This is a genomic window from Bradyrhizobium sp. AUGA SZCCT0182 (assembly GCF_018130185.1).
Classification (GTDB): domain Bacteria; phylum Pseudomonadota; class Alphaproteobacteria; order Rhizobiales; family Xanthobacteraceae; genus Bradyrhizobium.
This window is the reverse complement of record NZ_JAFCLY010000004.1, coordinates 79,788-102,612: the sequence shown is the minus strand read 5'-3', so window position 1 is coordinate 102,612 and position 22,825 is coordinate 79,788. Positions and strand designations below refer to the sequence as shown.

Below are 22,825 nucleotides of genomic sequence, written 5' to 3'. Positions count from 1 at the left end.
ACGTCGGCCAATTCAAACCGGCGTCGCCAGCTCTAGGTATCTGCAAAATGCATTAGCCAGCTGCATCTGGCGAGGCGTCCGACATTCCGCTTCGAATAATCTAGGCGATGAAACGATAAGGCAGACACACTTCGCACGCGACGTCGCAACGTTCAGGCGATTAGCGCTGTAGAGAAACTCCATACCACGCGGGGCGTCGGAGTGACTGGACGTCGCCATCGAATAGATGACTATGGGCGCTTCCTGTCCTTGGAACTTGTCCACAGTTCCGATACGCGCACCTGGCAGTCGCTCTTGGAGCTCGAAAACCTGTGCGTTGTATGGAGCGATGATTAAGAAGTCGTCGAGTGCAATCGGGGACTCGGCGCCGAGTCGATCGACCCACGTCGTGCCAGATCCCAAGATCGCAGAGACAAGATCGTGGATAGCATCGGCCTCTTCCGGCGAGGAGCTCTGATTGCCGGTGTGCTCGATCGGGAGGTATCGAAGGCCAGCACCTTTTAGCCTACCGATTGACTTTATCTCTTGGCGCTCCAGGCCCGTCCGAGATTTCAAGCGGCCGTCGTAGAATAACTCCGAATTGAAAGCGCAGATAAGGGGATGCAGTCGCCAAGTCTCGGCAAGAAAAAGACCACGATCAGGCGGAACGGTAGCATGAGGCCCCAAGATATGATCCAAGGCCGAGACGCCTATGCCGTCCGGGTGGCTTCCCTGGATCGGTTGCTCTAGTTGCCGAGGATCTCCAAGAAGCACGATGCTTTTTGCCGCCTGAGAAACTGCTAACACGTCTGCTAGTGACATCTGCGCGGCTTCGTCGATAAACAGCACATCGACGCAAAGACGTGCGTCGGCTCGAGCCCAGAAGAAGGAGGTACCTCCACCAACGGCACAGCTGCCACCCAACGCATCGAGAGCAACTTCATTTTTCGTCGCGAATTGCAGAGTCGGAAGATCATCCTCCTTGTCGGTCACCTTCTGAACGCATTGGATCTGCAAGCCCTCGCTAGCCGCCGCGACAATCACTCCGTCGAGAAGGTTGCGGATTACTTTATGACTGTTCGCCGCAACACCGATCCGCTTACCGTCACGGGCGAGTGCGCAGATCATACGAGCGCCAGTGTATGTTTTCCCCGCGCCCGGCGGACCCTGGACTGGAAAAACGCTATGATCTAAATCGAGAGCGATCCGCACAGCGGCAATCAGCGTCGGCTCGCGATCGAGTTGGAGCATTTGTCCCCGAAGTCGCGGCGCGTTTGCCATCAAAAGATCGCGTGCGGCTCGATGATCCCCTTCGCCTTCCAACCCATTGGCGGCCACGTATTCTCCGAGCCGAAAGAGGGACTCAGCCTGCTCATCGTGGTCAAACGATTTATGGGTAAAGACCGCCTCAGCATGGAAGCCGGCCGTGTCGCCGCGCTTCTTGATATCGATCGTCCGATCATCGTGCGAAATGGCGACGACAGTTCCGTAGTGATCTCCTCCGATGCTCCGAAGTTTGCCGTTCGGTCGGATATCGGTATCCTGCAGCTCGAATTTGTAGCGATGGATGGGCGCCTTGGCGGTGCCACCAGCCTGCTCAAGGAGAATTAGTCCGGCGAGACCCGCCCGTTCGTGGAGAAGGTCCTCGGCTGAAAGATCGCGAAGCCGATAATATTCCCACCAAACGGCTTTCTTTTCACGACCGTGCCAATCCAGCATGTACGCTAGAAGCCAGCGCGCATGCTCTTCAACCGTCCGATCGGCTACGTCGTCGGGTATGCCGTTAGTGAGCCGAACGATAAGGCCCTCTACCCTCTTCTGCCAATCGCCCAGCTTTTCGCTGATCTCCACGACCTTCGGAACGGGCCGCTCGATTATTGCACCATTGGCGATGAGACTAGCTCGCACCGCTTCCAACCACATCTGAAGCGCAGAGTTGGAATCGCAGTCATCCCGGTTGTAGCCCTTGATCGCGGTCTTATCGTCCTCAGGAATGCCCGACGAATCTGCCATTTCCAAGCGCGCCTGCGTCCTTGCCATTACACGGCCAACGTCCTCCAGCGCCACGGTTCGTTCGAATGAATAGAGCGGCTCGAGTTTCTTGATCGAATAGCTTTCGACGCTGGCACGGATACTGTGGCGGACGACCGCAAAAAGATCGACGAAGACCTCGGCGCGCAGCAGATTGTCTACCTCGCTTTCGCGCGTCGCGTACCGACCCATCAGGCGCTTCAACGCTGCGGGTTCGTAGGGTGCGAAGTGGTAGATGTGCAAGTCGGGATAGGTCGCCAAGCGTCCGCTTACGAAGTCGATAAAGCGCTCGAATGCGGCTCTCTCATCCTGCCGATTGGAGGCCCAATCCCCAGTGTATAGGGGGGCGCCGTCAGCATCGAGGTAAAGATACCCGAACAGAAATTCCAGCCCGCCGTCTCCGACGAATGGGTCACCTTCGAAGTCGAAAAAGATGTCGCCTGCCGAGGGCTCAGGAAGGCGAGATAGACCAAATCCCGCGATCGGAGGCAGGGTTTCGTACACGACCGACCCCAGCGTCCGCCCCTCGACTTGAATCCTGGCCTGCTCACGGATCTTCTCGTAGCTTTGGGCGGCTCCCCGATCGGGTCTCCACTGGAGTGGCAGAGGCATGGTTGCGAGCGCAGCCGTGCTTACGACGTCGTGCCTGACCAGCTCTCCGATTTGGGATTTGCTGATGCTTGCGACGAGGGACAAATGATCGTCGGCCCGCCTCTGGTCATCGCAATGACGGCGCCATCGACAAATTTCGCAGTGCTCGACCGGTTCGGGATACGCAGGATCGGCGACAGTAACCGAGACCGAGCGCTCCAGGCTTCCCCTGACGTGCCTATAGTAAGCAGCATAGTCGGCAATACGATAAGCTTCCGGAGTATAGTTAGTGCCCGGCGTCACCACATAGGCGGAGGTCGGCTGCACCCCTTGTTTTTCGGAAAGCAGGTCGGAGTACAGGGATATCTGAAGGACCGTGTTGCCCTTCGTTTCGCGGGCGAGCTTCGTGTCCATCACTTCGTACGACCAAGCGCCGAAATGGCTCGGTGTTTCCACTCTGCGTAGAACGTCGGTCCGTCCGCTCCACCGGCCCGCCTGAAGCGCGCCCTGAACAATGATCGGATCACCGCGGGCCATCGCATCGTCGGTCGCAGCGACAGACATGCTGTCGACACCAACTCCGTTGATCAGCGTTACGGCGATTCCGCCGGATTTGATATGCTCGATAAAGCCCTGCTCGTGCAGCACCCCTCGCTCCACAAGCGCTTCGAGTACCGGGTCCCAGACCTTCGGCTTCTCGAGTTCCCCGTTCGCAACCTTGAGATCGAGCTCCGTCAGGTAGCGGCAATTCAGGTGCCCGACCAAGTCACCCGAGCTGAAATTTAGCGTTGCCCCGATTTTCTGCATTGCCCACCCTTGTCGACGATCCAGCGAGGTTAGCCGGCTCGATTTCGCCGTGTATATTATGCTATTTTCCCGAGTATCGTGCCTGGATTGCACTCGAAGTAGGCGAGCAATCCGGCCTATAGTCGCCTCGGTGGAGTAAACGGGGGGCCATTTGGTGCTGGCGGGTTCGGTCGAAAAAGCGCGTTGGCTGCGTGATTTGCAGCGTTTCCTGCCTCTCCGGAGCCAGTTCGTCCTTTCCGGCAATACGCGAGACCTGCAGATCCATGAACCGATCCCCGGAACCATCACAGCAGTGCCGCTCGCACGCGCTCTTCCGGACGCCTTGAAAGAGGCAGGATATCAGCGGATCGCCAGCTTCGACCTGCTTAATGGGTTTCGCGCTCTCGAGCCGGGCGACGACAGTTTTTTGACACAGCTCGGCCTGACACCAGTGAATGGGGTCGCCGCAGGCGGCGTTGACCTTTTGTCCGCAACGCTTGAACGGCTCGTGGGCGCTGACGGTCCACCGGGCGTGCTCATTGTCGACTTCGCCTCACGTCTGATTACGCGCAACGAGGCGCTTTCGCCGGCAGAACATCAATTGTTCTCCCGCGCATTGATCCTCTCGCACTCCGCGCGGGCCCGCCCCGCCGGCGAGCGCCGCCAACCATTATTCAATACGGTCATCTGGATCGCCGACAAGGAAGGCGACCTGCCCGACTGGTTCCTTATCGGCAATCCGCGCGTTCGACACATTCCTATCGGCAAACCCGACCACGCGGCACGACGGAGCTTAATCCGTTCGCTGATGCGAAGTCTTCCGGGTGCTCAAAATGCAGCAGAGGCCGAAGTCGAAAAGTCGATTGAAGGCTTCGTCGACGAAACCGAAGGACTTCTGCTTGTCGATTTGAGCGCCGTCGCACAGCTCGCGCGGAGCGAGAATGTCGCATTCGACCGGATTTCGGACGCGGTCAGACGTTTCAAGGTCGGCGTAACGGAAGACCCCTGGCGCAAGATCAGCCGCGACAAGATCAGTTCGGCCGAGGGGTTCGTGAAGCGGCGGGTAAAAGGCCAAGCCCATGCCGTCACCCACATGCTAGATATCGTTAAACGCGCCGTCACCGGAATCGGCCAGTCTCCACGGGGCGGACGGCCAAGGGGAGTCGCATTCCTCGCCGGCCCGACCGGTGTCGGAAAGACGGAACTCGCAAAGACGATCACCAGTTTGCTGTTCGGAGACGATAGCGCCTACATCCGCTTCGACATGTCGGAATTCAGCGCGGAGCATTCCGACCAGCGTTTGATCGGCGCGCCCCCAGGTTACGTTGGATACGACGTCGGGGGCGAACTCACCAATGCCGTCCGGGAAAAGCCTTTCAGCGTCCTTCTGTTCGACGAAATCGAAAAGGCGCACCCACGAATTCTCGACAAATTTCTGCAGGTGCTGGACGACGGCGTCCTGACTTCCGGCCGCGGCGACCGTGTCTATTTCTCCGAGACTTTCATTGTGTTCACGTCCAACCTGGGGATTTATACGCCGGGTCCGTCCGGCGAACGTATCGCCAACGTCACGCCCGACGAAACTTTCGATACTGTGAAGCGAAAAGTGCGCGGCGAAATCGAAAAGCACTTTAAGTCCGTGCTTAACCGGCCCGAGATACTGAACCGCATCGGAGAGAACGTCATCGTCTTTGATTTCATCCGCCCCGAAGTCGCGGACGAAATCTTCGATCAGATGGTCGATGCCCTGCTCAACGATGTCGGATCGCTGGGTTACGATGTTTCCCTTTCGAAGGCCGCAAAAGCGACGCTCCGCGGTCTGTGCCTAGCCGACCTTTCGAACGGCGGCCGAGGCATCCGGAACCAGGTCGAAGCGCATCTCATCAATCCGCTTTCACGCGCCCTCTTCGACAGCGACGCGCAAACTGGACGCCGATATGAGGTCCGGGAGATCACGACCGGCGCATCGACGACGGTTACGTTCGCGGACGGCCCGGTCGCATGACCGCAAGCATCGCCCTGTCGCGAATCCATTTCCCCGTCACGACCTTGGGGCCGGGCCGGCGCATCGGCATCTGGTTTCAGGGATGCTCGATCCGCTGTCCCGGCTGCATTTCGATGGACACGTGGGCGCCGGGCCGCGGGATCACGACCATCGACGAGGTTGTCAGCGCTATCGCTCAATGGATGCCGACCGCGGACGGCATCACCATATCCGGCGGCGAGCCGTTCGATCAGCCCGTCGCCCTGATGGATCTTCTGGGAAGACTGCGTTCGCTCACCGAGGCAGACGTGCTCGTATTTACCGGGCATCCGTGGATTAAAATCAGGGAAACGGTCGATGCGTTCCCCGGGTTGATCGACGCGCTTGTTACAGGACCGTTCGATGTCAACCAGAGCCAATCGCTCGCCCTTCGCGGAAGCGACAACCAGGAACTCCACTTACTGACTACATTGGGCCAAACGAGCTTTGGATCCTTCCAACGGCCGATCACCGAGGCGGAAAGAACCGTGGACGTCATGTTCGATGACCGCGGCGACGTCTGGTTTGCGGGCATACCGGGGCGGGACGATTTCCGGCGTTTGCGGGAAATGCTCGAGAACGCTGGTGCAAAACTCAGCACTTCAGATGATAAGCGAGCGTCAAGCGGCGGGATGTCCGCCCGATGATCAGGCTCTGCCCAAACTGCGACACGGAACGGCCACTCACCGAGATCTTCTGCGAAGGGACGGTAAATGCCCATAACTGCGGGTGGGACCTGTCGGCGGTCGATATCACGCCGCACGGGGGACCGGCTCCGAAGCCTCAGCCCATACCGACGCCGGTACGCGGGCCCGCCTGCAGAAACGGCCACGAGAATTCGCCCGGAGATCTCGTTTGCAACGTGTGCGGCGAGCCAGTTGATGAGCGGCCCGCCGACCCGACGCCGGCACCGGAGCCTTCACCTACGCCCGATCCGGACCCCGAGCCCGTCGAGACGGCAATAGACGGTTGGCGCGTACAGGATCGGATGAGTACATCGAGCACCGTCCGCGAGCGTTTCGCGGCCGTTCGCGAGTCAGACGGCCTAAGGGGCGTACTTACCCTCTATGCGGCGGGATCCGAGCCGGACGGCGCAATCTACGACCTCCTGCGCAAACTTCCACGTGATCACGTGCCCGAGATATTCGCGACAGGACGATGGTGCGACCGCGCATACGAGGTGGTCGAGGAATTTACGGGCGGGACGCTTGCAGATCTACCGCTAGAGGCGGATGGATCCGAAGCGATCCGGATCCTCGTTACCGAACTCGGCCAAGCGCTTCATTCCCTATCAGAGGCGGGTCTGAGACACCGCGATTTGCGCCCTTCAACGATTTTCTTACGCGCTCGGGATCCGTTGGATCTCGTGATCACCGGCTTCGGTTCAGCACGCCTTTCGGAATTCGACCTCGATATCGCCTCTCCCCTCGAGACCACACGCTACATGGCGCCCGAGGCGATTGCCGGCGGCGTCGCACCGGCCTCGGACTGGTGGAGTATGGGCATGATACTTCTGGAACGCGTCACGAACGGCGCGTGCTTCGAGGGTATCAACGAGCAAGCCTTCCTGATCCATGTCCTCACCAACGGCGTTCCGCTTTCGGAAAATCTGAATGCCAATACCGAGCTGCTGCTTCGCGGCTTACTTGCCCGCGACCGTCGGCAGCGGTGGCAGTGGAAGGAAGTCCAGGCCTGGCTTGCCGGTGAGCCGGTCGCGGCACCTGAAGCTGCCGCTCGCTCCGAGGATGTCGATGGCCGCGCGCCGATTTATTTGGGCGGCAAGCAATACCGCTCGCCGGGATCCTTTGCGCTGGCGGCGGCCGAAGCGGCCAACTGGAACGCCGCAAAAGACCTTCTACTGCGTGGCGCGGTGGCGACATGGGCGTCCGAGGCCGGATTCGAGCCAAGAATTCCCTCCGCGCTTCGTCAGTTCGCCAGAGCAGAAGGACTGTCCGACGACTTACGGCTTTCGATCGCCCTCAAGACCTTGAACCCGTCAATGCCCCTGATCGTCAGAGGCAACATCGTCACGCCGGGGTGGCTCCTCGACCATCCGGATGACGGATACAATCTGATCACCGGCCCGGCCCCGGATCTCATCCGGAAGGTCGATCCTGACGATTGGCTCTGGCGTCTCAAGCTGCGGGCCGAGACGGTCCGAAAACGCCTCCAGCAACTCGAGATCGCGGTCGACGAGGAAACACTTCGCGTCCATCTCCTTTCCACATCCATGGCCCGTCTGGCCGCACTCTGGGAAGAAAAGAGGAAACTGTTTCCCGACACGGACCATGCCGGCGTGGTTTCCCTGATCGAGCGTCGCCAGTCGGCCGAGGAGGATCTTGTTATCCTTCTCAGTGCGTCGCCAGGCCAGTTCCGATCCGTTGCGGAGGTCGTTGACGAAGCCGCCAAGGAAGCTTCCACGGCAGGATTGACCGGATTTTCCCGCGATGCAGCCGCAGCACTTTTGATGCGGCCTCGACGCGAGATCTACCGCACGATTGACGATCGCATCGAGAACTTTGCAAGATGCAGCGTCTCGTCCGTCGACGAGTGGGCGAACCAGTTCCGCCTGGACCGGAGGATGCCGATCGCGCGCGCGCTGGCGCTGCTTTCGGTCGCTTCGGAAACCTGGAAACCCCTGCCGAAGCAGGGTTACGTGTCCACGATATTGGATTTCTTCGCGAAGCGAATCTCCGGTGGCGTTCTGCGCGGACCGCTCACCCGCATGCTCATCGGAAAAACTGCGCGGGTGGATCTGACCGAACTCGATACGTCGAGGGTGCCGGCCGCGGAGATCCTTGAGCATCTACTTTCGCGCGGGACCCGAACGGTCAACATCGATCCAGCCGCATTCTCCGAGAAGGATGGATTGGAGCGGAGGCTCCGTTCGCTGCATTCCCACGCGCTACTGTACAGGCGCGATACCGGCATCGACGGCCTTTATATGGCCTTCCCGTTTCTATTGATGCGCGACGGCAGGCCGAACGCAAAGCCCCGCATCGCTCCCGTGCTCCTGTGGCCGGCGCGCGTCATTCCGGAAGTCGGAAATCGCGGACACGTCACGCTGGGGTATGGGCGGGAGAGAAGCGCCGACGCCGACGCCGAATACGTCGTCCTCAATCCTGCCCTTGAAGGAATGGTCGGCATTCAAGAGGCCAAGAGGTGGCAGGAAGCCGCCCAAGAACTCCTTGCTCGTGCGACTTTCTCGGCGTTGGACGTGATGGACGCGTTCGGACATCTCGCAACGGCAGCCTGTAACACGCTGTCGCCCTTGCCCGGTAAGGACGTCAAGGTTGGCGCCCAGGAACGGCAGATCTTCCCGTCCGCCGTCTTGTTCCATCTTGCCTTTATGGGTCAGGCCGTGATGAAGGATCTCGAATTGATTCGAGGCCTGCCACCGAGCTCGACCGCGCTCGAAGCCGCACTTCGGCTTTCGGATCACAAGCCGGAAAGCGATGGCCCGGTCCGTGCACGGGAGATCGACCGGTTTTTCACGGCGGACAGCGACCCTTCGCAGGAGGCGGCCGTCATGGAAGCTCGCCAGGCGCCGGGGCTTGTCGTCGAAGGCCCGCCAGGAACAGGGAAGAGCCAGACGATCGTCAACATGGTCGCCGATGCGATCGGTATGGGTAAAACTCTGCTGGTGATCTGCCAGAAACAAGCTGCGCTCGAGGTGGTCAGGAAGCGTTTGGATAAGGAACGACTGGGAAACCGTTTCGTGATGATCACCGATGTCAACAGTGATCGCGGTGCCATCATCGGATCGGTCCGGGAGCAGGTTGAGCGCTTGCATAGCCAGCCTGTCGGCGGAGCTCCGGCTTGGAAGCGGGATCGCGAACGGTTGGCGGCGCGCATCGAATCGCTGGAAGCGGATCTCGATCGGCAGCAGACGGCGCTACATGCGGAGGACCCAAATACGGGATTGACCTATCGCACGCTGCTCGGCGAGCTCCTGGCCATCGAAGCAGATCAACCCAAGCCGATGGATCTTCCGTCGATCCGCCCGTTGCTCACGGATCTTCACCCCGCAGATGTCGTCACGCTCGAAGAAAATTGCGGACCGTTGGCACGATTTTGGTTACCGGCGAAATTCGAAGGTAGCGCCCTCTCCGTACTCAAGCTTTTCAATCCCGATCAGGGCACCGCGGACACCCTGGTGGAGTCTCTACGTGCATTCGCGCAAATCGATGCAAGGCGCGAGGAGGTTGATGCCGAGACATCGGACTCGTTGGACATCGCCGACGCCGAGAGCTTGCGCACGTGGATGGCAGGAGCCGGCGATTTGCGCTCCATCGGCGACACCTTTTGCAGTAATTTGAGCCGTTGGCTTCCGTTGTTTCGAAGTCCCGAGGGCACCGGTTCTCGGGGCACCAATATTCTTGCCGGACTTATCCAGCTCGAAGCGGGACTGTCCGCGCTCAACGCCTCCCATCACCAGCCCGGGATTTCGGAAAAGCTTATTTCAAGTCGATCGGACGAACTTCGCAAACTTGGCGCCCTGGCCAAGGCGGTCCTTAGCCCCGTCGGCGGACTGGGGCATATCAATCCCATGCGCTGGATCCGAAAGCGAAATCTGCAAAAAATGATGACTGCAATGGAGCTTGTTCCGGACAATGAGGGCGTCCGGTCGTTCGATAATGCGATCGACCTGGAGATGGGCCTGCGCCCGTTAAGGCTCAAGCTTGCCGACTACGTAATGGCGCTCTTCAATCGCGCTCCGGACTCGAAGCTTCCGCCCGCTCCCTTGGCTGCCCTCGCCGGCAATCTGCATTCCATCGTCACGCGCGCTCATGGCTTCGTGTCGCTTATCGACGAGTGCCCTCAGAAAGCCGAGCTAGATCAAGCTGCCATGACAGGCGCGGTGAAGGACCTGGATACGTTCTTCGATCGTGCAGAACGTTCGCTTCAACGTCACGACGCGCGGGTGGTAAGCTCCCAAGCTCTAGAGCAGCTAAAACCATATCTCGATGAGCTTTGGATCGGGTTGCGGCGTTCGGCAATCCATGGCGGGCGCTCAAACAGAACCGCCATCAGTCTCATTCTCGAAGCTGCCCCGACACTCGCGAGTTTTCAGGAATTTCGGCTTCGTTCGGTGCGTCTTGGAGAGGTGGAACGCACAATCTTCCAGACCCTCAGGGCGAAGGCGACAGAACTATCGGGGCTGCCGGCATCCGATCTCGACGCGTGCGTTCGCGGCACAATCGCGCGCGAGGCCAGGATTGCATGGAAGGCCGCAACGGAAGCCTCCAATCCAGAGGTCCTTTTCGACGGTGATGCGAGCGACGTGAAGGTCAAGTCGCTTGCGGAAGCCGATAGACAAATCCGGAACTGCAACAGGGAATTGCTCATCAACGACATCGATCCCCGCCGCGTTCGGCCGGTGTCTGATTGGGTGCCAATAACGAGACTAACCGGCCACAGGGCGCTGCGACTGCGCGAATTCATCGATCGCGGGAGCGCACTAGGCCTGCTCGCATTGAGGCCCGTTTGGCTCATGACGCCCGACGTGGCAAGCCGCGTACTTCAGCCGAAGCCCGGCCTCTTCGATACCGTCATCTTCGACGAAGCCTCGCAGATGCCGGTCGAATACGCCCTGCCTTCTTTGTTTCGGAGCAAAATCGTCGTCGTCAGTGGGGACGAAAAGCAGATGCCACCGACCAGCTTCTTTGCGAGCAAGGTCGAGAACGATGAAGCGGCGATCTTTGATGGAGAAGAGCCCGAAGAAGCGGCAAGCGAGGAGGAACGCGACGTCTTCACTGAAACCTGGAACCGACGTGAGATTAAGGACTGCCCCGATCTGCTCCAGCTCGCCCGATCGGTACTGAGGTCCCGGACCCTTCAGGTCCATTACCGGTCCGAGTATCGCGAGCTCATATCGTTCTCGAACGCTTCCTTCTACGGAAACCGGCTGAGCGTTCCCGTTCGCCATCCGGACGAAATCATACGCCAAGTGCGACCGATCGAGTTGATCCGGTCGGACGGCGTGTACAAGAACCAGACAAATCCGAAGGAAGCCGCCGACGTCGTCCAATACCTCAGCAATCTTTGGGAAGACGAGTCGCCTCCCTCGGTCGGGGTCGTCACGTTCAACCGCAAGCAGGCGGATTTGATCGAAGATGCCCTCGAAGAGCGCGCCGAAGATGACGCATCCTTTCGCGACGCCCTGATGCGCGAGCGTGAACGGATCGAAGGCGGCGAAGACATGGGTTTCTTCGTAAAGAATGTCGAGAACGTGCAGGGAGACGAGCGGGACGTCATCATTTTCTCCACCACCTTCGGGCATAACGAGCATGGCGTATTCCGGAAAAGCTTCGGCGCGCTGGGACAGGCCGGTGGTGAACGCCGCTTGAACGTGGCGGTGACACGCGCTCGGAAAAAGATCGTCATTATAACTTCGATGCCGATTTCGGAGATATCCGACCTGTTGACCACACGTCGCGGCCCGCGAGTACCGCGGGATTATCTTCAGGGCTATCTCGAATATGCCCGGACCGTCTCGGAAGGCGCCGGTGATTCAGGCAGGACACTTCTTGACCGGATGGTAGCCGAGAACAGTGCTGAACACGATCTCGGGAATTACGACGAAGATGGCTTTACGAAGTCCGTGGAGAATTTCATGGAAGCGCAAGGATGGACGCCCGCAAAGGCACGCGACGGCGGAGCATTCAGCCTGGATTTCGCGATAACCGATCCCCGGACGGGACTCTATGCGATCGGTGTGGAGTGTGACGCCCCGCGTCACCGTCTTTTGGAAAGGGCGCGAGCACGGGAGGTTTGGCGGCCGAACGTGCTGGGAAAGGCGGTACCTCACATTCACAGGGTTTCGTCTTACGCCTGGACGCATTCGGGGGACACCGAACGTCAACGCCTCAAGAAAGCGGTCGAGAATGCACTTCGAAGCGAAGGAGGAGTCCAATGAGCGGTCCCAAAGCCTTCCGTATCGTGACCCGCGCCGAAATTATGACAATCTGCCGACGAAGCCTCGCCCGGTTGGACGCCGCCATTGAGGACTGGATCTCTCGCGGCCAATGCAATGGCACGGTCGACAAAGCGGACATCGACAAAGTCATTGCGCGACGGGACGCACTTCGTGGTCTGCTGTCGGCAGATAAATTCGTCGAGCTGCAGAAGCAGATCCCGGCTGAAATATCGTACCTTCAGGCCGACGCCGAACGGCGCGCCGAGAAGGCTGCCGAGATGGAGGCGCAATCGAAACGAGCCTTGAGGAGGATGAAAGGGACTGCCCAAGCGCTCCTCGCCAGCCTCGAGACGTCGGGCATTCAAATCCCCCATCAAATTCGGGAGGGACTTGCGTCTTCGGGGACGCCATCCGAGCGACTGGAAGCAGCCATCAATAAGGCTTTTCTCATGCTTCATTCGGCGCCTCCGACCAAAGGCGTTTCCGATCTGCAGCGCGACATCGCTGCCCGGCTTGGCGCAGGTGAAAGGCGTATGAGCTTGGAGGAATGGACGTCCCAGCAGCCCGGTGTGAAGGAAGACCAGGCGCTGCTTCGGGTCGACGGCTTTTTGGGAGAATTGAAGGGTCTCGGCATCGATCCAGGACCCTTCTCGGCCCGCGTCTCGTCTCTGGAACTGGAGGCCCCTGCCCGCCGTGGTCTTCTCGCGGATAGCCTGCTCCTCGACTTGGCGACCGCCGTCAAGAGTGGACGCGAGCGCGCACGCTTACTATGCGACCTCCGCGCGCGCCATGCCGAGCTTTCTGAAATGAAATCTGCCGAGGCCGCTTCGCTTCGATCCGAAATTGACCAAAGTCTTTCAACAGATCCGGTCGGCAACGAGGCGGCACTTATCCAGCGCGCGGACTTCCTCATCGAGGCAGAGGTTCAAGCGATGGCTGCGGAAGAGCGCCGGCGCGCCGTGCTGGAAGGCTTGGCAGGTCTGGGTTACGAAGTTTCAGAAGGAATGGCGACGGCTTGGGTCAATGGCGGCCGAGTTGTCCTTCGGAAGGCGGCCAGTCCCGGATACGGCGTTGAGCTTTCCGGAGGATCGAAGTCCGACCTTCTTCAAGTCAGAGCGGTTGCGTTCGGCAATTCAACCGAACCTCGGGATGCAAGCCGAGACCGCGACGTCGAAACGATCTGGTGCGGAGAATTCGAACGACTTCAATCATTGATAGCCAAGGACGGCGGACACCTAGCAATTGAGCACGCGCGGCCCGTCGGACAATTCCCGCTGAAAGTTGTTGAAGATAAGAAAGGGACCGCTGAAGACAACGACGTGGTCAAGGTAACCCGCCAACTGCTTCGGTGAACGTTCGTCCCAGCTTCGAAACCATCTTGCGGCAGTGAGATGCAAAGAGCAGCTTATCGCCGACGTCGATCTTTTTAGTTTTTATTTCTGCTTCAGGCCGTCGTCGCCCATGAGGTATATTGGTCAGAACTAAATTCGATCAAGGTCAGCAAAGGTGTGCAACCCCGTCCGGGCCCTCATCTGCTCCCAAGCGAACTGCATCGGCACCGGGTTCCGGAAGATCAAATGACCTTCAACGAGCGGCGTCTCGGACATACTAACATAGGCCTGCAACTTGGGAAGGTGCCCCGTGATCAGATCGATCCTATCGAGATGCTTCCTTAGGTCGTCTCGCTTGCCTTTATCGTCGATTTCGCCCCGGTAATCCGAGAGCTGCTCGGCGATTTCTCCCTCTGTCTTGCGATATTGCAAATCCTTGCACTCGCAAAGCAGGAGGCGACCGGTAGCGTCGTTCCAGGCAAGTACGTCGACGTCGCCATAATCTCGATCGAAGCCAGCACGTAGAATTTCCGTGACCTTCTTTTCAACGGCCGTCTTCCAACCAAGCTCTGTCAACCGCTCGGCGACCTTCTGAGCAAACGCACTACCCATCTTGTGACGGGACGATCCAGCCCATGACTTCATCTTCGGCTTTAGCTGCCAACGGGGAAAGTCGCCACGATGATAATTGCCGATCATGTAGACTACGGCTTCCCGTACGAGCCCTGGCGCTAGAACAAAAGTCGGATCATCGCTTAGATCAATTTGGATCAGGGGTCTTCGTAATACGGAAAGCCGCCGCCGAAAACGCCAAGGAAACCGATCCTTTTCGTCAAATCCGTCGGGCACCGCACGCCACCGCGATCTGCTGGCAAGGGTGAGATTCTCCACGATGCGGCGCGCGACAAGCGACGACACGGCAGTCTCTCCGCCAAAGAACCCCAGCAACTGGCTCTGCTTGATGGAGACTATCGCGCGCCCGGTTTTCAGAACGTTGTCCTCCACAATGTCGAGAAACTTGCGCATCTCATCAAACGTACCACCGGTCTCCTCCTCCCAGGCTTGCCAGAAAGCGGCGGGCCATGGATTCGGGTCTGTCGGGATAGCTTCAACCTCTTCAAAGCCCTCCGCGTACGAGCTGACGTCATCATCAACCCGTAAGTTGCTTGCCACACGCGCAAACGGCGCAAGGATTCCATCATAGAAAGCAAAGTTGGCGTGGACATCGCCGAGAGGCGTTATGCGTAAGCGAGGCTCCATACCGTCCCATCGGATCGCATCCGACCAACCGCCGAGCCTATGGACCATCATGATCTTTGCCATAAGGCGGGACAGATCAAGCTTGCCCATTCCTCGACCGCCCACCAATGGGCACTCGCAGATCGCAAATTCGATCAGAATGCGCGATGCTATAAAAACCGTCGTGCGATCAGCCTCACGTTTCGTCATCGTGTCACGGGTGGCGACCTGGTCGTTGTGCAGGGCCAACACCGCCGCAGCGGTGCGGCTCCAGTTATCGCCATCCGCCGCCGCGCTCTCATGGTTGAGCAGAACAGTCCCAATAACGGATCGGCGGTCAAGTTGACGAAGTTCCTGGCAGATCTCGTCTTCGAGCAATTCGACAAGGGGATTTAGATACGAGAGGCACGCCTGTTTTCCGACGATATTGCTTCCCTCTGCACGCTTGCGCAGCCGCCAACCAAGCCCGAGCTTGAGAAATGCGTCGTCGTCCTCATCGATGGTGACGGGGGCGACCCAAACAGAATCCCGCACGAAGTCCCGAAATCTGGCGGCAAGAACGACGTGAGCCTGCCTCGCATGGACGTTGGGGACAATTTCCCCGAGCAAGGCGTATCGCTCCGGATCAGATAAGTCTTGCCCAGCTAGCGCGGCAAAGCTCTCAAGAAGACATTCGACAAGGGCACGCTCTGCTATGTTTTCCGGATGAAACAATGCTTCTTCGAAACGGGGGCCGACTGTGAGAGTAACGGTCGCGTTGGCATGATCAATGGACGGAGTGATTGCCGCCTTCGCGTCTTCGAATGTGAGGCGGGCACGATTACCGATTCCTTCTTTGTTGCCGGGCTGTCCTTGAAATGTACATTTGAGCGATAGAGGCCCGGCAGGCAGTCCCGCAAGGACCCGTTCCATGACGGGAACGCCCCGGCAGAGCCACATCTGCAGCATTCTCATCCGATCTTGAGCAAACGGACGAGCAGATTTGTCCGCCATATCCAGATCGCACCACCAAACATGCGATGGCGATTCATAAGCGGTGAGCGGGAAGTCACCGCTACCGCGCCCGTCGTATGCATAGTAGGAGGGCTCCCGGTTATCCTCTTTAAATATTGACCTGCCTTCTTTGTGGAGCTTCAGCCAGCGGCCGTCCCTGGTCTGAGCGCAGTGCGGGTCGATGAAATGCAGAACTGCCGCTCTCACACCACGCAGAGCATTCTGTTCTACGACGATGGTGCCGTTCAGATCGTCTTTGGCAAACTCGTCTGGAATGTCGTCATGTGGAACGAGGTGACCGTCCAACGAGCGCGACCACCCGACAAGATTGAGAAGGCCGTTCATATTAAAAAGCGCAACGCCAAGCTCATTGAGGCGCCTTTCGCTTTCAAGCAGTCGCCACATCGAAAGCGAATTGAAGTCATTCAACCAGCATAGTGTGTGCAGATCGGCAGCGCTGATCGCCTGAAAGCTCCAACCCTTTGGCAGTCGCGGGACAGGAAATCGAGTGGCGCCGCGGCCGATGCCACACCCGACGAGCAAAGTCATTCCCGCGCGATATCCCGGCGAGGAACATGCTGGGTCAGTTGCGCTTTCTATCCACGCTTTGACGTCTTTACTCAGCTTGTCGAGATCGGGCATTTCTCCAATCAGGCCGTCTTGCGCAAAGTCCTTCAGAGGATCGACGAAAAACACGACGTTGATGAACAGCCCCGGATCAACCTCCATCGTCACGCCAGCAAGAAGGCTATCTTCTGTTCGTTGAAATTCAATTGGAGCACCCCGGCGTTCGCCGAGCAGCGGGATGTCCCCAAAGAGATGGCCGTATTCGAGCGCCAGGAAGCCAATGAAGGCTTCCCGATGATCAATGCTTTCCATTATCTCGGTAATGTACCGGCGAATAGCGGCGCTGGCCGCTGTCGGCAGAAGGAAACAGAACTCGCCATCGCGATGCACGATCGGAAATCGCTCTAAAGTCGAGTTCCCGATCGTTTCGAAGGGCAGCATCGCCCGCTGATCCGCCGGAAATCCGAACTCCACCAGATGTTCAAGGGCTATTCCATGCTCTTTGAAATCCGCCTCGGTAAATGAGACAATTTCGGCCCACGTACTGACTGTGTTCAACACCGAAGCGGGCAGCACCTCGAATCGTTTGTCACTGCCGAGCTGGTAACGGGCAAGGGCCGCTCGCTGGCAAACGACGTCTGACAAGCGCAACAATGCGTAGACGGGTTCACGAAGTTCGTTGGCAACGTCTCCAGCCGGCAGAAGCTCCAGGAAGTTTACAAATCTCTGAAGATAGAAGCCTGCAGATTCCCAAATTCCTTCGAGGACCCGGAAATCGCCGCGCGGGGTCACGATCAGCGTTACAAAGACATCTTCGGCCGGATCTTCCTTTGCGCCGAGCCTTCCTTTTCCAGCTTCCGCAAACAGGCGCCCTACGATTTTTCGGTTGGGATTGCTTTGACCGTCGCCTATGGCGAGCGTGAGATGCACGAGAGCTTCGAGGCGAAGACAGTTGCTTTGAAGCTCCGGTACTGTGAGCAACCCGCCGAACGTGGCCGCAAGGTGGAGCGCATCAAACGATTGAGCGTCGCGCAGGCATGTCTCTAGCTCGGCAACAATAAGCCTCAACTCGGTACGGCCGCCGACATCCGACATCATCGCCATCAAGTCTTCGGGGCTGAGGGAAGGCTTGTTCAATAGACACCTGTCCAAGGGGCGCTTACGGGATGTTGGGGTGCGGCGGCGCACTTTGCAAATTGCACAACGCGAGAATCCAGCTGAAATCGCTGATGTTGGTTTAATGCGCGTGACCGAAAGATCGCACAACTTCTAGCGATTCGTATGCGTCGCCGGACCTTCTCACCAGATAAGGCGGGAAATTCGATATCACGCTGCAGCGGACTACGCACAGAACCCGAACGTTCAGTCATCATGTTCTCTTTTTGACGTGATGATCTCACGCTAACACGTGCCACTAAGGATCTGGTCGTTTGACGCGCCTCAGCCTTCCTAAGTCATTGCAATAACACGATTTATGTTGCAATCCGCACTCGCTGCACCCGGAGCCGTGCGGCTTCGCCTTCCGCTTCGCGCTGGCCTTTGCGGCTTCGCCCTGTGCGACAACGCGCTGCCCCAATTAACACTTTCGCCCACTCAACGGGCGGAAGAAGCGAGAGGTTCCACCATGTGACGAGCAGTGAACGAGTGAGGGGAAAGCGGCCGGAGCGCGTAAGCAGCTTCCTGAACGCAGTAGATTGGTAACGCTGGAGACAACCGCGCTACAGGTTAGGGTCCATCAAAACTCATCAGACAATTCTAAGTTCCCCGTGACATCTTTCCACGGTTCATAGGGAGAAGGATTTGGCAAATTCAGCCAACGAACAATATCCTCGTAGCCATACAGATCGATGGATTGCCAACTACCCCGATTCGACTTGATCCGGGTTTCTTGGACAGCATCCGGAGTGTAGCGTTTCGCTGTGGTGATTACCAATCCCTTAGCTGCGTTCTCTCGGAATATCACGCCGTTCAGCTGCCTGACGACGTCGACTCCCTCATTCTTTTGAATGTTGGATCGTCTTTTGATCTGTACCAGGTAGTTTTCGCCGCTTGTCTGAAGCAGCATCAGATCTATACCGCGATCGCGCCGCCCTCCTACCTTGATCAGTTCGCTGTCCGGGAATACCGACCTAAGACAGCTCGCAACTAGCTCCTCAAATACAAAGGGATTCACGTGAGCCAAATGCAAGGGATCGCGCTTTAGGAAGCGCCGCAGATCAGCCAATGGAACGTCGAGCGAATCTACCTCATACAGCTTTGCCACACCACGTGACGCAAGAACTGGCTCACCGCTCTGGAAGCCTCCCACGTTCTTTATGTGCGCGACCCGCCAGAATCCGCAACTCTCGCATTCAGCCAGAACATGCGATTCTTTCTTGTCGGTTCTGCTTCTCATGGAGGCTGCACAGAACGGGCAATCCTTCCAGCGGAAACCAAGCGAAGTCACCTCGAAATCATACGTGTCCACATACCACTCGATTTTTTCAACTTCTGCATATGAACATACGGGCGGACCTGACATGACGGCTCCGTTTCGCTCGTTACGACCTCAATGCTGCGCGACGACTGTCGCCTCAATCCAATTCCTACTGCGCCGTGCGCTGTCAACGTAACTCATGGTGTTCATCCGGTCAGAAGATTGCGCACATAAACTGGACTATTGATCGGTCGGAAGAACTTCGGCGTTTTCTTCTTGACGCTCATTTTGAGAACCGCATCCATTTTGGGCGAAACTAACGCCAAGGCTGAGCGTTAGTTGGCATGAAACGAATTCACCAATTGAACATGCAGGGCCCCGTCTTGCACCCGGGTTCTCCCGGGGCCCTGGCACAAGGATGTACGTGTCCCCCCAGATCTGGCATTGATCCGTCACGTCCGCACATATTTCGCGCAGACTGGAAATGTCCGTTACATTGTCCACGCGCACTTCTTGATAACGATGAACGAGCTGGCAATAAAAATGGCGGCGCGCCGCTGCCTCAAACACTCAACTAGTCCACGCCGTTGATCAAAATACACAAAGCTACCCCACGCGTGAGCACGGGTATCCTGGGTTCCTTATCTGCTGATTAAAATATGTCCCGACGGACGACGCACTTAATAGTCCTTCGTAAACGTCGCGCGGAACACCGCTGTAGTGATACTCGGTTCCATTCAGAAACCTAACACCAAGCGTGCTCGTCGCATCGTCGTAAGCGACCGCAGCCACGTTTGAAGATGCTACCGACTGATACTCCATTATCGTTCCGTCCCTTTTTATGTTGTTCGCTGCCGACGCCAATTCGTAACGGCAGCAATATAGTCTGGCGCCTTCTTGCTCTTATCACTCCAGAGCTTAGAAACCTCTGGATCACCACTATTTGGGCGCGGTTCAATAAGCTGAACCCTAACACGGCTTGGGATCTGCGTCGCTTCTCCGGTAATAATTGCTTCGCCCGTGCGCAACGCGGGAAGTAAATCGACAAGCCCAGCCAGCTCATCCGGCACCGCACTCTTTACTCGCCCTTGATCTTGACCATTCGTCAGACGCAAGGCAACGAAAGTCCCGCACTGAGATAGTAGCGTTTCGTCTAACTCAGATGGTCGTTGGCTGACGAGAAGGGCACCTAGTCCATACTTCCTTCCTTCTTTTAAGATTCGCTGGACTGATCTGCGAGCATAGCCCTGAATGAAAAAGCCCTCGCCGCTTGGGAGATACCGGTGGGCTTCCTCGAACACCATCAGTACAGGACGCTGTTTGCCCATATCCGGGGAATCTCTTCCCCAGAACATGACTTCAAATAAAACTCGCGAAAGTAAGCCAACAACAAGATCGATGACTTCGGGAGGAACACCGGCGAGGTCAAATACAGTGATGGGCTGGTCGTGATTTATCCAGGTGTCAACGAGATCACCCAAATCTTGCTTCACCCCGTCGTAATCTCCAGGGTTCAGTAAAAAGTCATAACGACGGTCACGCAGACGTTGCAGAATCTTATTTGTATATGACGCCATAACAGGCGGCGGCTGAGGCTTAAATGGCGCAGATGAGCCAGCACCAGCCGGCTTGAATTGAGCAGACTTTAGGGTCGCCCCATCCCCTTCTTTGACAAGCTCCTCGCTGGTTCGGGTCATATCTTTGTAGGTGACCCGCTCTAAGCGGTCGAAGTGGTACCATAGTTTCTTCACATCAAATGGTAGCGGGGAGTCGACCGTGATTTCATCACTGGTAAGCTTGCTTTGCTTTTTTCCCACATTAGCAACTGCAGCAGCTTGCTGTCGCATCTCAAACGTTTTGTCGCGCAAATTGCCATCTTGCATGGTCTCTGACGCGGAACGGCGATCGACCAGAAACCAGCCAAGCTCATCAAACGACAAACACCAATAGGGGAGCAAAAAGGGATGGTCTTTGGCTCCAATGCTGAAAACTCGGCTGATGCCCTTGAAGGCCGCCCCATATTCACCGTGCGGATCAATGACGATGACTTGTGCCTTTGGCAAGGAGCCGCTTGTGATCGCCTTTAGAATCGCCGCAACCGTGTTTGATTTGCCCGCGCCGGTTGACCCCAGGATAGCGCCGTGGCGCGTTACCAACTTGTCTAAGTCAAGGGTCGCCGCCAAGCTTTCGGACGCTGAATGAGTTCCAATGCAAACCGCCGAAGATCCCGATGGCGCATAGATTTTTGCAAGATCGTCTTCGGTAACGACATGAACCTCATCATCCACGGTCGGATAGATACTCAAGCCACGTTGAAATGGCGACCCCCGATATGCTTCGCCGATTAACTTGATCTCCAGCGTACACTCGGCATTGGCCGCAACCGGCCCCAGTGCCGAGTCCCCGCGAACCTCTGCGGCACCAACCATCGATACGATTCCGTAGGCATTCAAGAACCCCAAGGGAATTCGAACAAAGCTACCAATTTGGCCTACTCGGTAAACGCGGCCATGCACAATAGGACTCGTCGAGGGAAGGTCGGACGAAAGGGTGGCGTAAACTGTGGCCCCGATCACGCGGCGGACTGTTCCTAGATAGGTCGCCTCGTCTTTCATGGTGTTACCACCGCTCCTACGGGCGTCGGAGCTGTCGGAGTCACGGGCGCGGCGGACGAAACCGGCGGTGCAGGCGATATAAACGTGAGCTGTCGGGCACCGATGAACTCTCGTAGGAAATTGGGAAAGTTCGCGAAATTGCCTAGACTAAACGTACCGCTCGCGTCATCCCAAAACGGCCATTTCGTCATGCTTGCAGGAGGCTTCGCAGGAGCTGACCATTTGCCCAGAACGCCACCAACGAGAGCCATATCCGGTCCGTAAACCGTGAGATTCCTGATACCTTGTGCTGGCTTGATCAAGTTCTCCCCGATGCCGAGGGTTTTAAGCGAGTCAAATGACAATACAGTTGCAGAAAAGCGGTTGTTGCTACGCAGATTGCCAAAAATAATATCGTTTATGTGCTGATCCCCAAAAGAGTACCCGGCGATAAGGAGAAGACATTCTCCAGAGGCCGTTAGCCGGCGTAGCCGGTCCTGAAGCGCAACAAAAGGAAGCCGCCGAGAATCTAAATACTTCTCCCTCGAAGGGAAAATCATCAAGTCATCGTTGGTAGTGGGCGGAACAAGCGGAAGACGAAGTATCTTTTTTGTACCCGTCACAACCTCCGTTGCAGCTCGCCAACCGATTGACCCATGAATTTTCCAAAGTCGCGCCCAAGATCGGGGAATGTGGACTTGATTATCATTGTCATCTTTGAAATCTGCGGCAGCATCAGAGAAGTAAGGGTTGACCGTGCCGACAAATCCATCGAAGTACGGCACCATTGCGATCTCAAGCCCGCGCTCAATTAACAGATCGTAGTTGGTCGTAAAAATCTCGACGGGCTTGGTCCGCTGTATGGAACTCAACCATGCTGCGAACTCCGCATGAAGTTGGAAGCCTTTGGGAGGATCGACCTTTACGCGATTATAAATGGCGCTACAAATAGCTCGATCTAGCTTCGTAGCGTCTTCACCCTTGATCCCATCAGCTTCGACCGTCTTGCTGTCCCCAATCATTTCTCGGCAAAGACGGACTCGGTTTAATACATGCTCTACGTGGGCCCCAGTACCAGATTGACTGAGAAGTCTATCGTAATGAGCACGCTGGTCCCCCGTTAGATCGCTCGCCACATTCTTGGTGAGCTGCACCACTCCGTCAATGCCAACGGCCTGAGATGTGCCAGCACCAAAGAACACAAGTAATCGGCGCCGATCGGAACCTAACTGCTCGCGAAGCTCTTCCGCCTCGCGAACAGGGTCAAATGTTGTGGTCAAAGGCTGTCTCCCCTAATTATTTTTAGCGAAAAAGATTGTTGACGCGACTTTGTGTCGCTCTCGTCGTTAGCTTCAG

At 57.4% G+C, this 22,825-nt stretch carries 10 protein-coding genes; 4 read left to right on the top strand and 6 right to left on the bottom strand.

Annotated features, from left to right (window positions below):
- Window positions 1-12: 12 nt before the first annotated feature.
- Window positions 13-3,408, bottom strand: coding sequence for a TM0106 family RecB-like putative nuclease (locus tag JQ611_RS06525; protein ID WP_212464876.1), 3,396 nt, complete (start codon window positions 3,406-3,408; stop codon window positions 13-15).
- A gap of 154 nt (window positions 3,409-3,562) precedes the next feature.
- Between JQ611_RS06525 and JQ611_RS06520 the strand changes: the two genes are divergently transcribed.
- Genes JQ611_RS06520 through JQ611_RS06505 form a run of 4 tightly spaced genes read left to right on the top strand, consistent with a single transcriptional unit; the run spans window position 3,563 to window position 13,681 of the window.
- Window positions 3,563-5,392, top strand: coding sequence for an AAA family ATPase (locus JQ611_RS06520; RefSeq protein ID WP_212464875.1), 1,830 nt, complete (start codon window positions 3,563-3,565; stop codon window positions 5,390-5,392).
- Window positions 5,389-6,057, top strand: coding sequence for a 4Fe-4S single cluster domain-containing protein (locus JQ611_RS06515; protein WP_212464874.1), 669 nt, complete (start codon window positions 5,389-5,391; stop codon window positions 6,055-6,057). The genes JQ611_RS06520 and JQ611_RS06515 overlap by 4 nt, the downstream gene beginning before the upstream one ends.
- Window positions 6,054-12,329, top strand: a complete 6,276-nt coding sequence (locus tag JQ611_RS06510) for an AAA domain-containing protein (RefSeq protein WP_212464873.1) — start codon at window positions 6,054-6,056, stop codon at window positions 12,327-12,329. The genes JQ611_RS06515 and JQ611_RS06510 overlap by 4 nt, the downstream gene beginning before the upstream one ends.
- Window positions 12,326-13,681 carry a hypothetical protein gene (locus JQ611_RS06505; protein ID WP_212464872.1) on the top strand — a complete coding sequence of 452 codons (1,356 nt, stop codon included), beginning with the start codon at window positions 12,326-12,328 and terminating at the stop codon, window positions 13,679-13,681. The genes JQ611_RS06510 and JQ611_RS06505 overlap by 4 nt, the downstream gene beginning before the upstream one ends.
- A 129-nt stretch (window positions 13,682-13,810) precedes the next feature.
- On the opposite strand, the gene JQ611_RS06500 is transcribed toward JQ611_RS06505, so the two are convergent.
- The 5 genes from JQ611_RS06500 to JQ611_RS06480 form a co-directional block, all read right to left on the bottom strand.
- Complete coding sequence (locus JQ611_RS06500; RefSeq protein ID WP_212464871.1) at window positions 13,811-17,596, bottom strand: hypothetical protein; 3,786 nt, start codon at window positions 17,594-17,596, stop codon at window positions 13,811-13,813.
- A gap of 598 nt (window positions 17,597-18,194) precedes the next feature.
- Window positions 18,195-18,980 (bottom strand): restriction endonuclease, encoded by a 786-nt coding sequence (locus tag JQ611_RS06495; RefSeq protein ID WP_212464870.1) that lies wholly within the window; start codon window positions 18,978-18,980, stop codon window positions 18,195-18,197.
- 501 nt (window positions 18,981-19,481) lie between these two features.
- Window positions 19,482-19,697, bottom strand: a complete 216-nt coding sequence (locus tag JQ611_RS42940) for a KTSC domain-containing protein (protein ID WP_212464869.1) — start codon at window positions 19,695-19,697, stop codon at window positions 19,482-19,484.
- A gap of 17 nt (window positions 19,698-19,714) precedes the next feature.
- On the bottom strand, window positions 19,715-21,490 hold the full coding sequence (locus JQ611_RS06485; protein ID WP_212464868.1) for an ATP-binding protein: 1,776 nt from the start codon (window positions 21,488-21,490) through the stop codon (window positions 19,715-19,717).
- A complete protein-coding gene (locus JQ611_RS06480; protein WP_212464867.1) occupies window positions 21,487-22,749 on the bottom strand; it encodes an SIR2 family protein in 1,263 nt (420 codons plus the stop codon). Before JQ611_RS06480 ends, JQ611_RS06485 begins: the two co-directional genes overlap by 4 nt.
- Window positions 22,750-22,825: the final 76 nt, after the last annotated feature.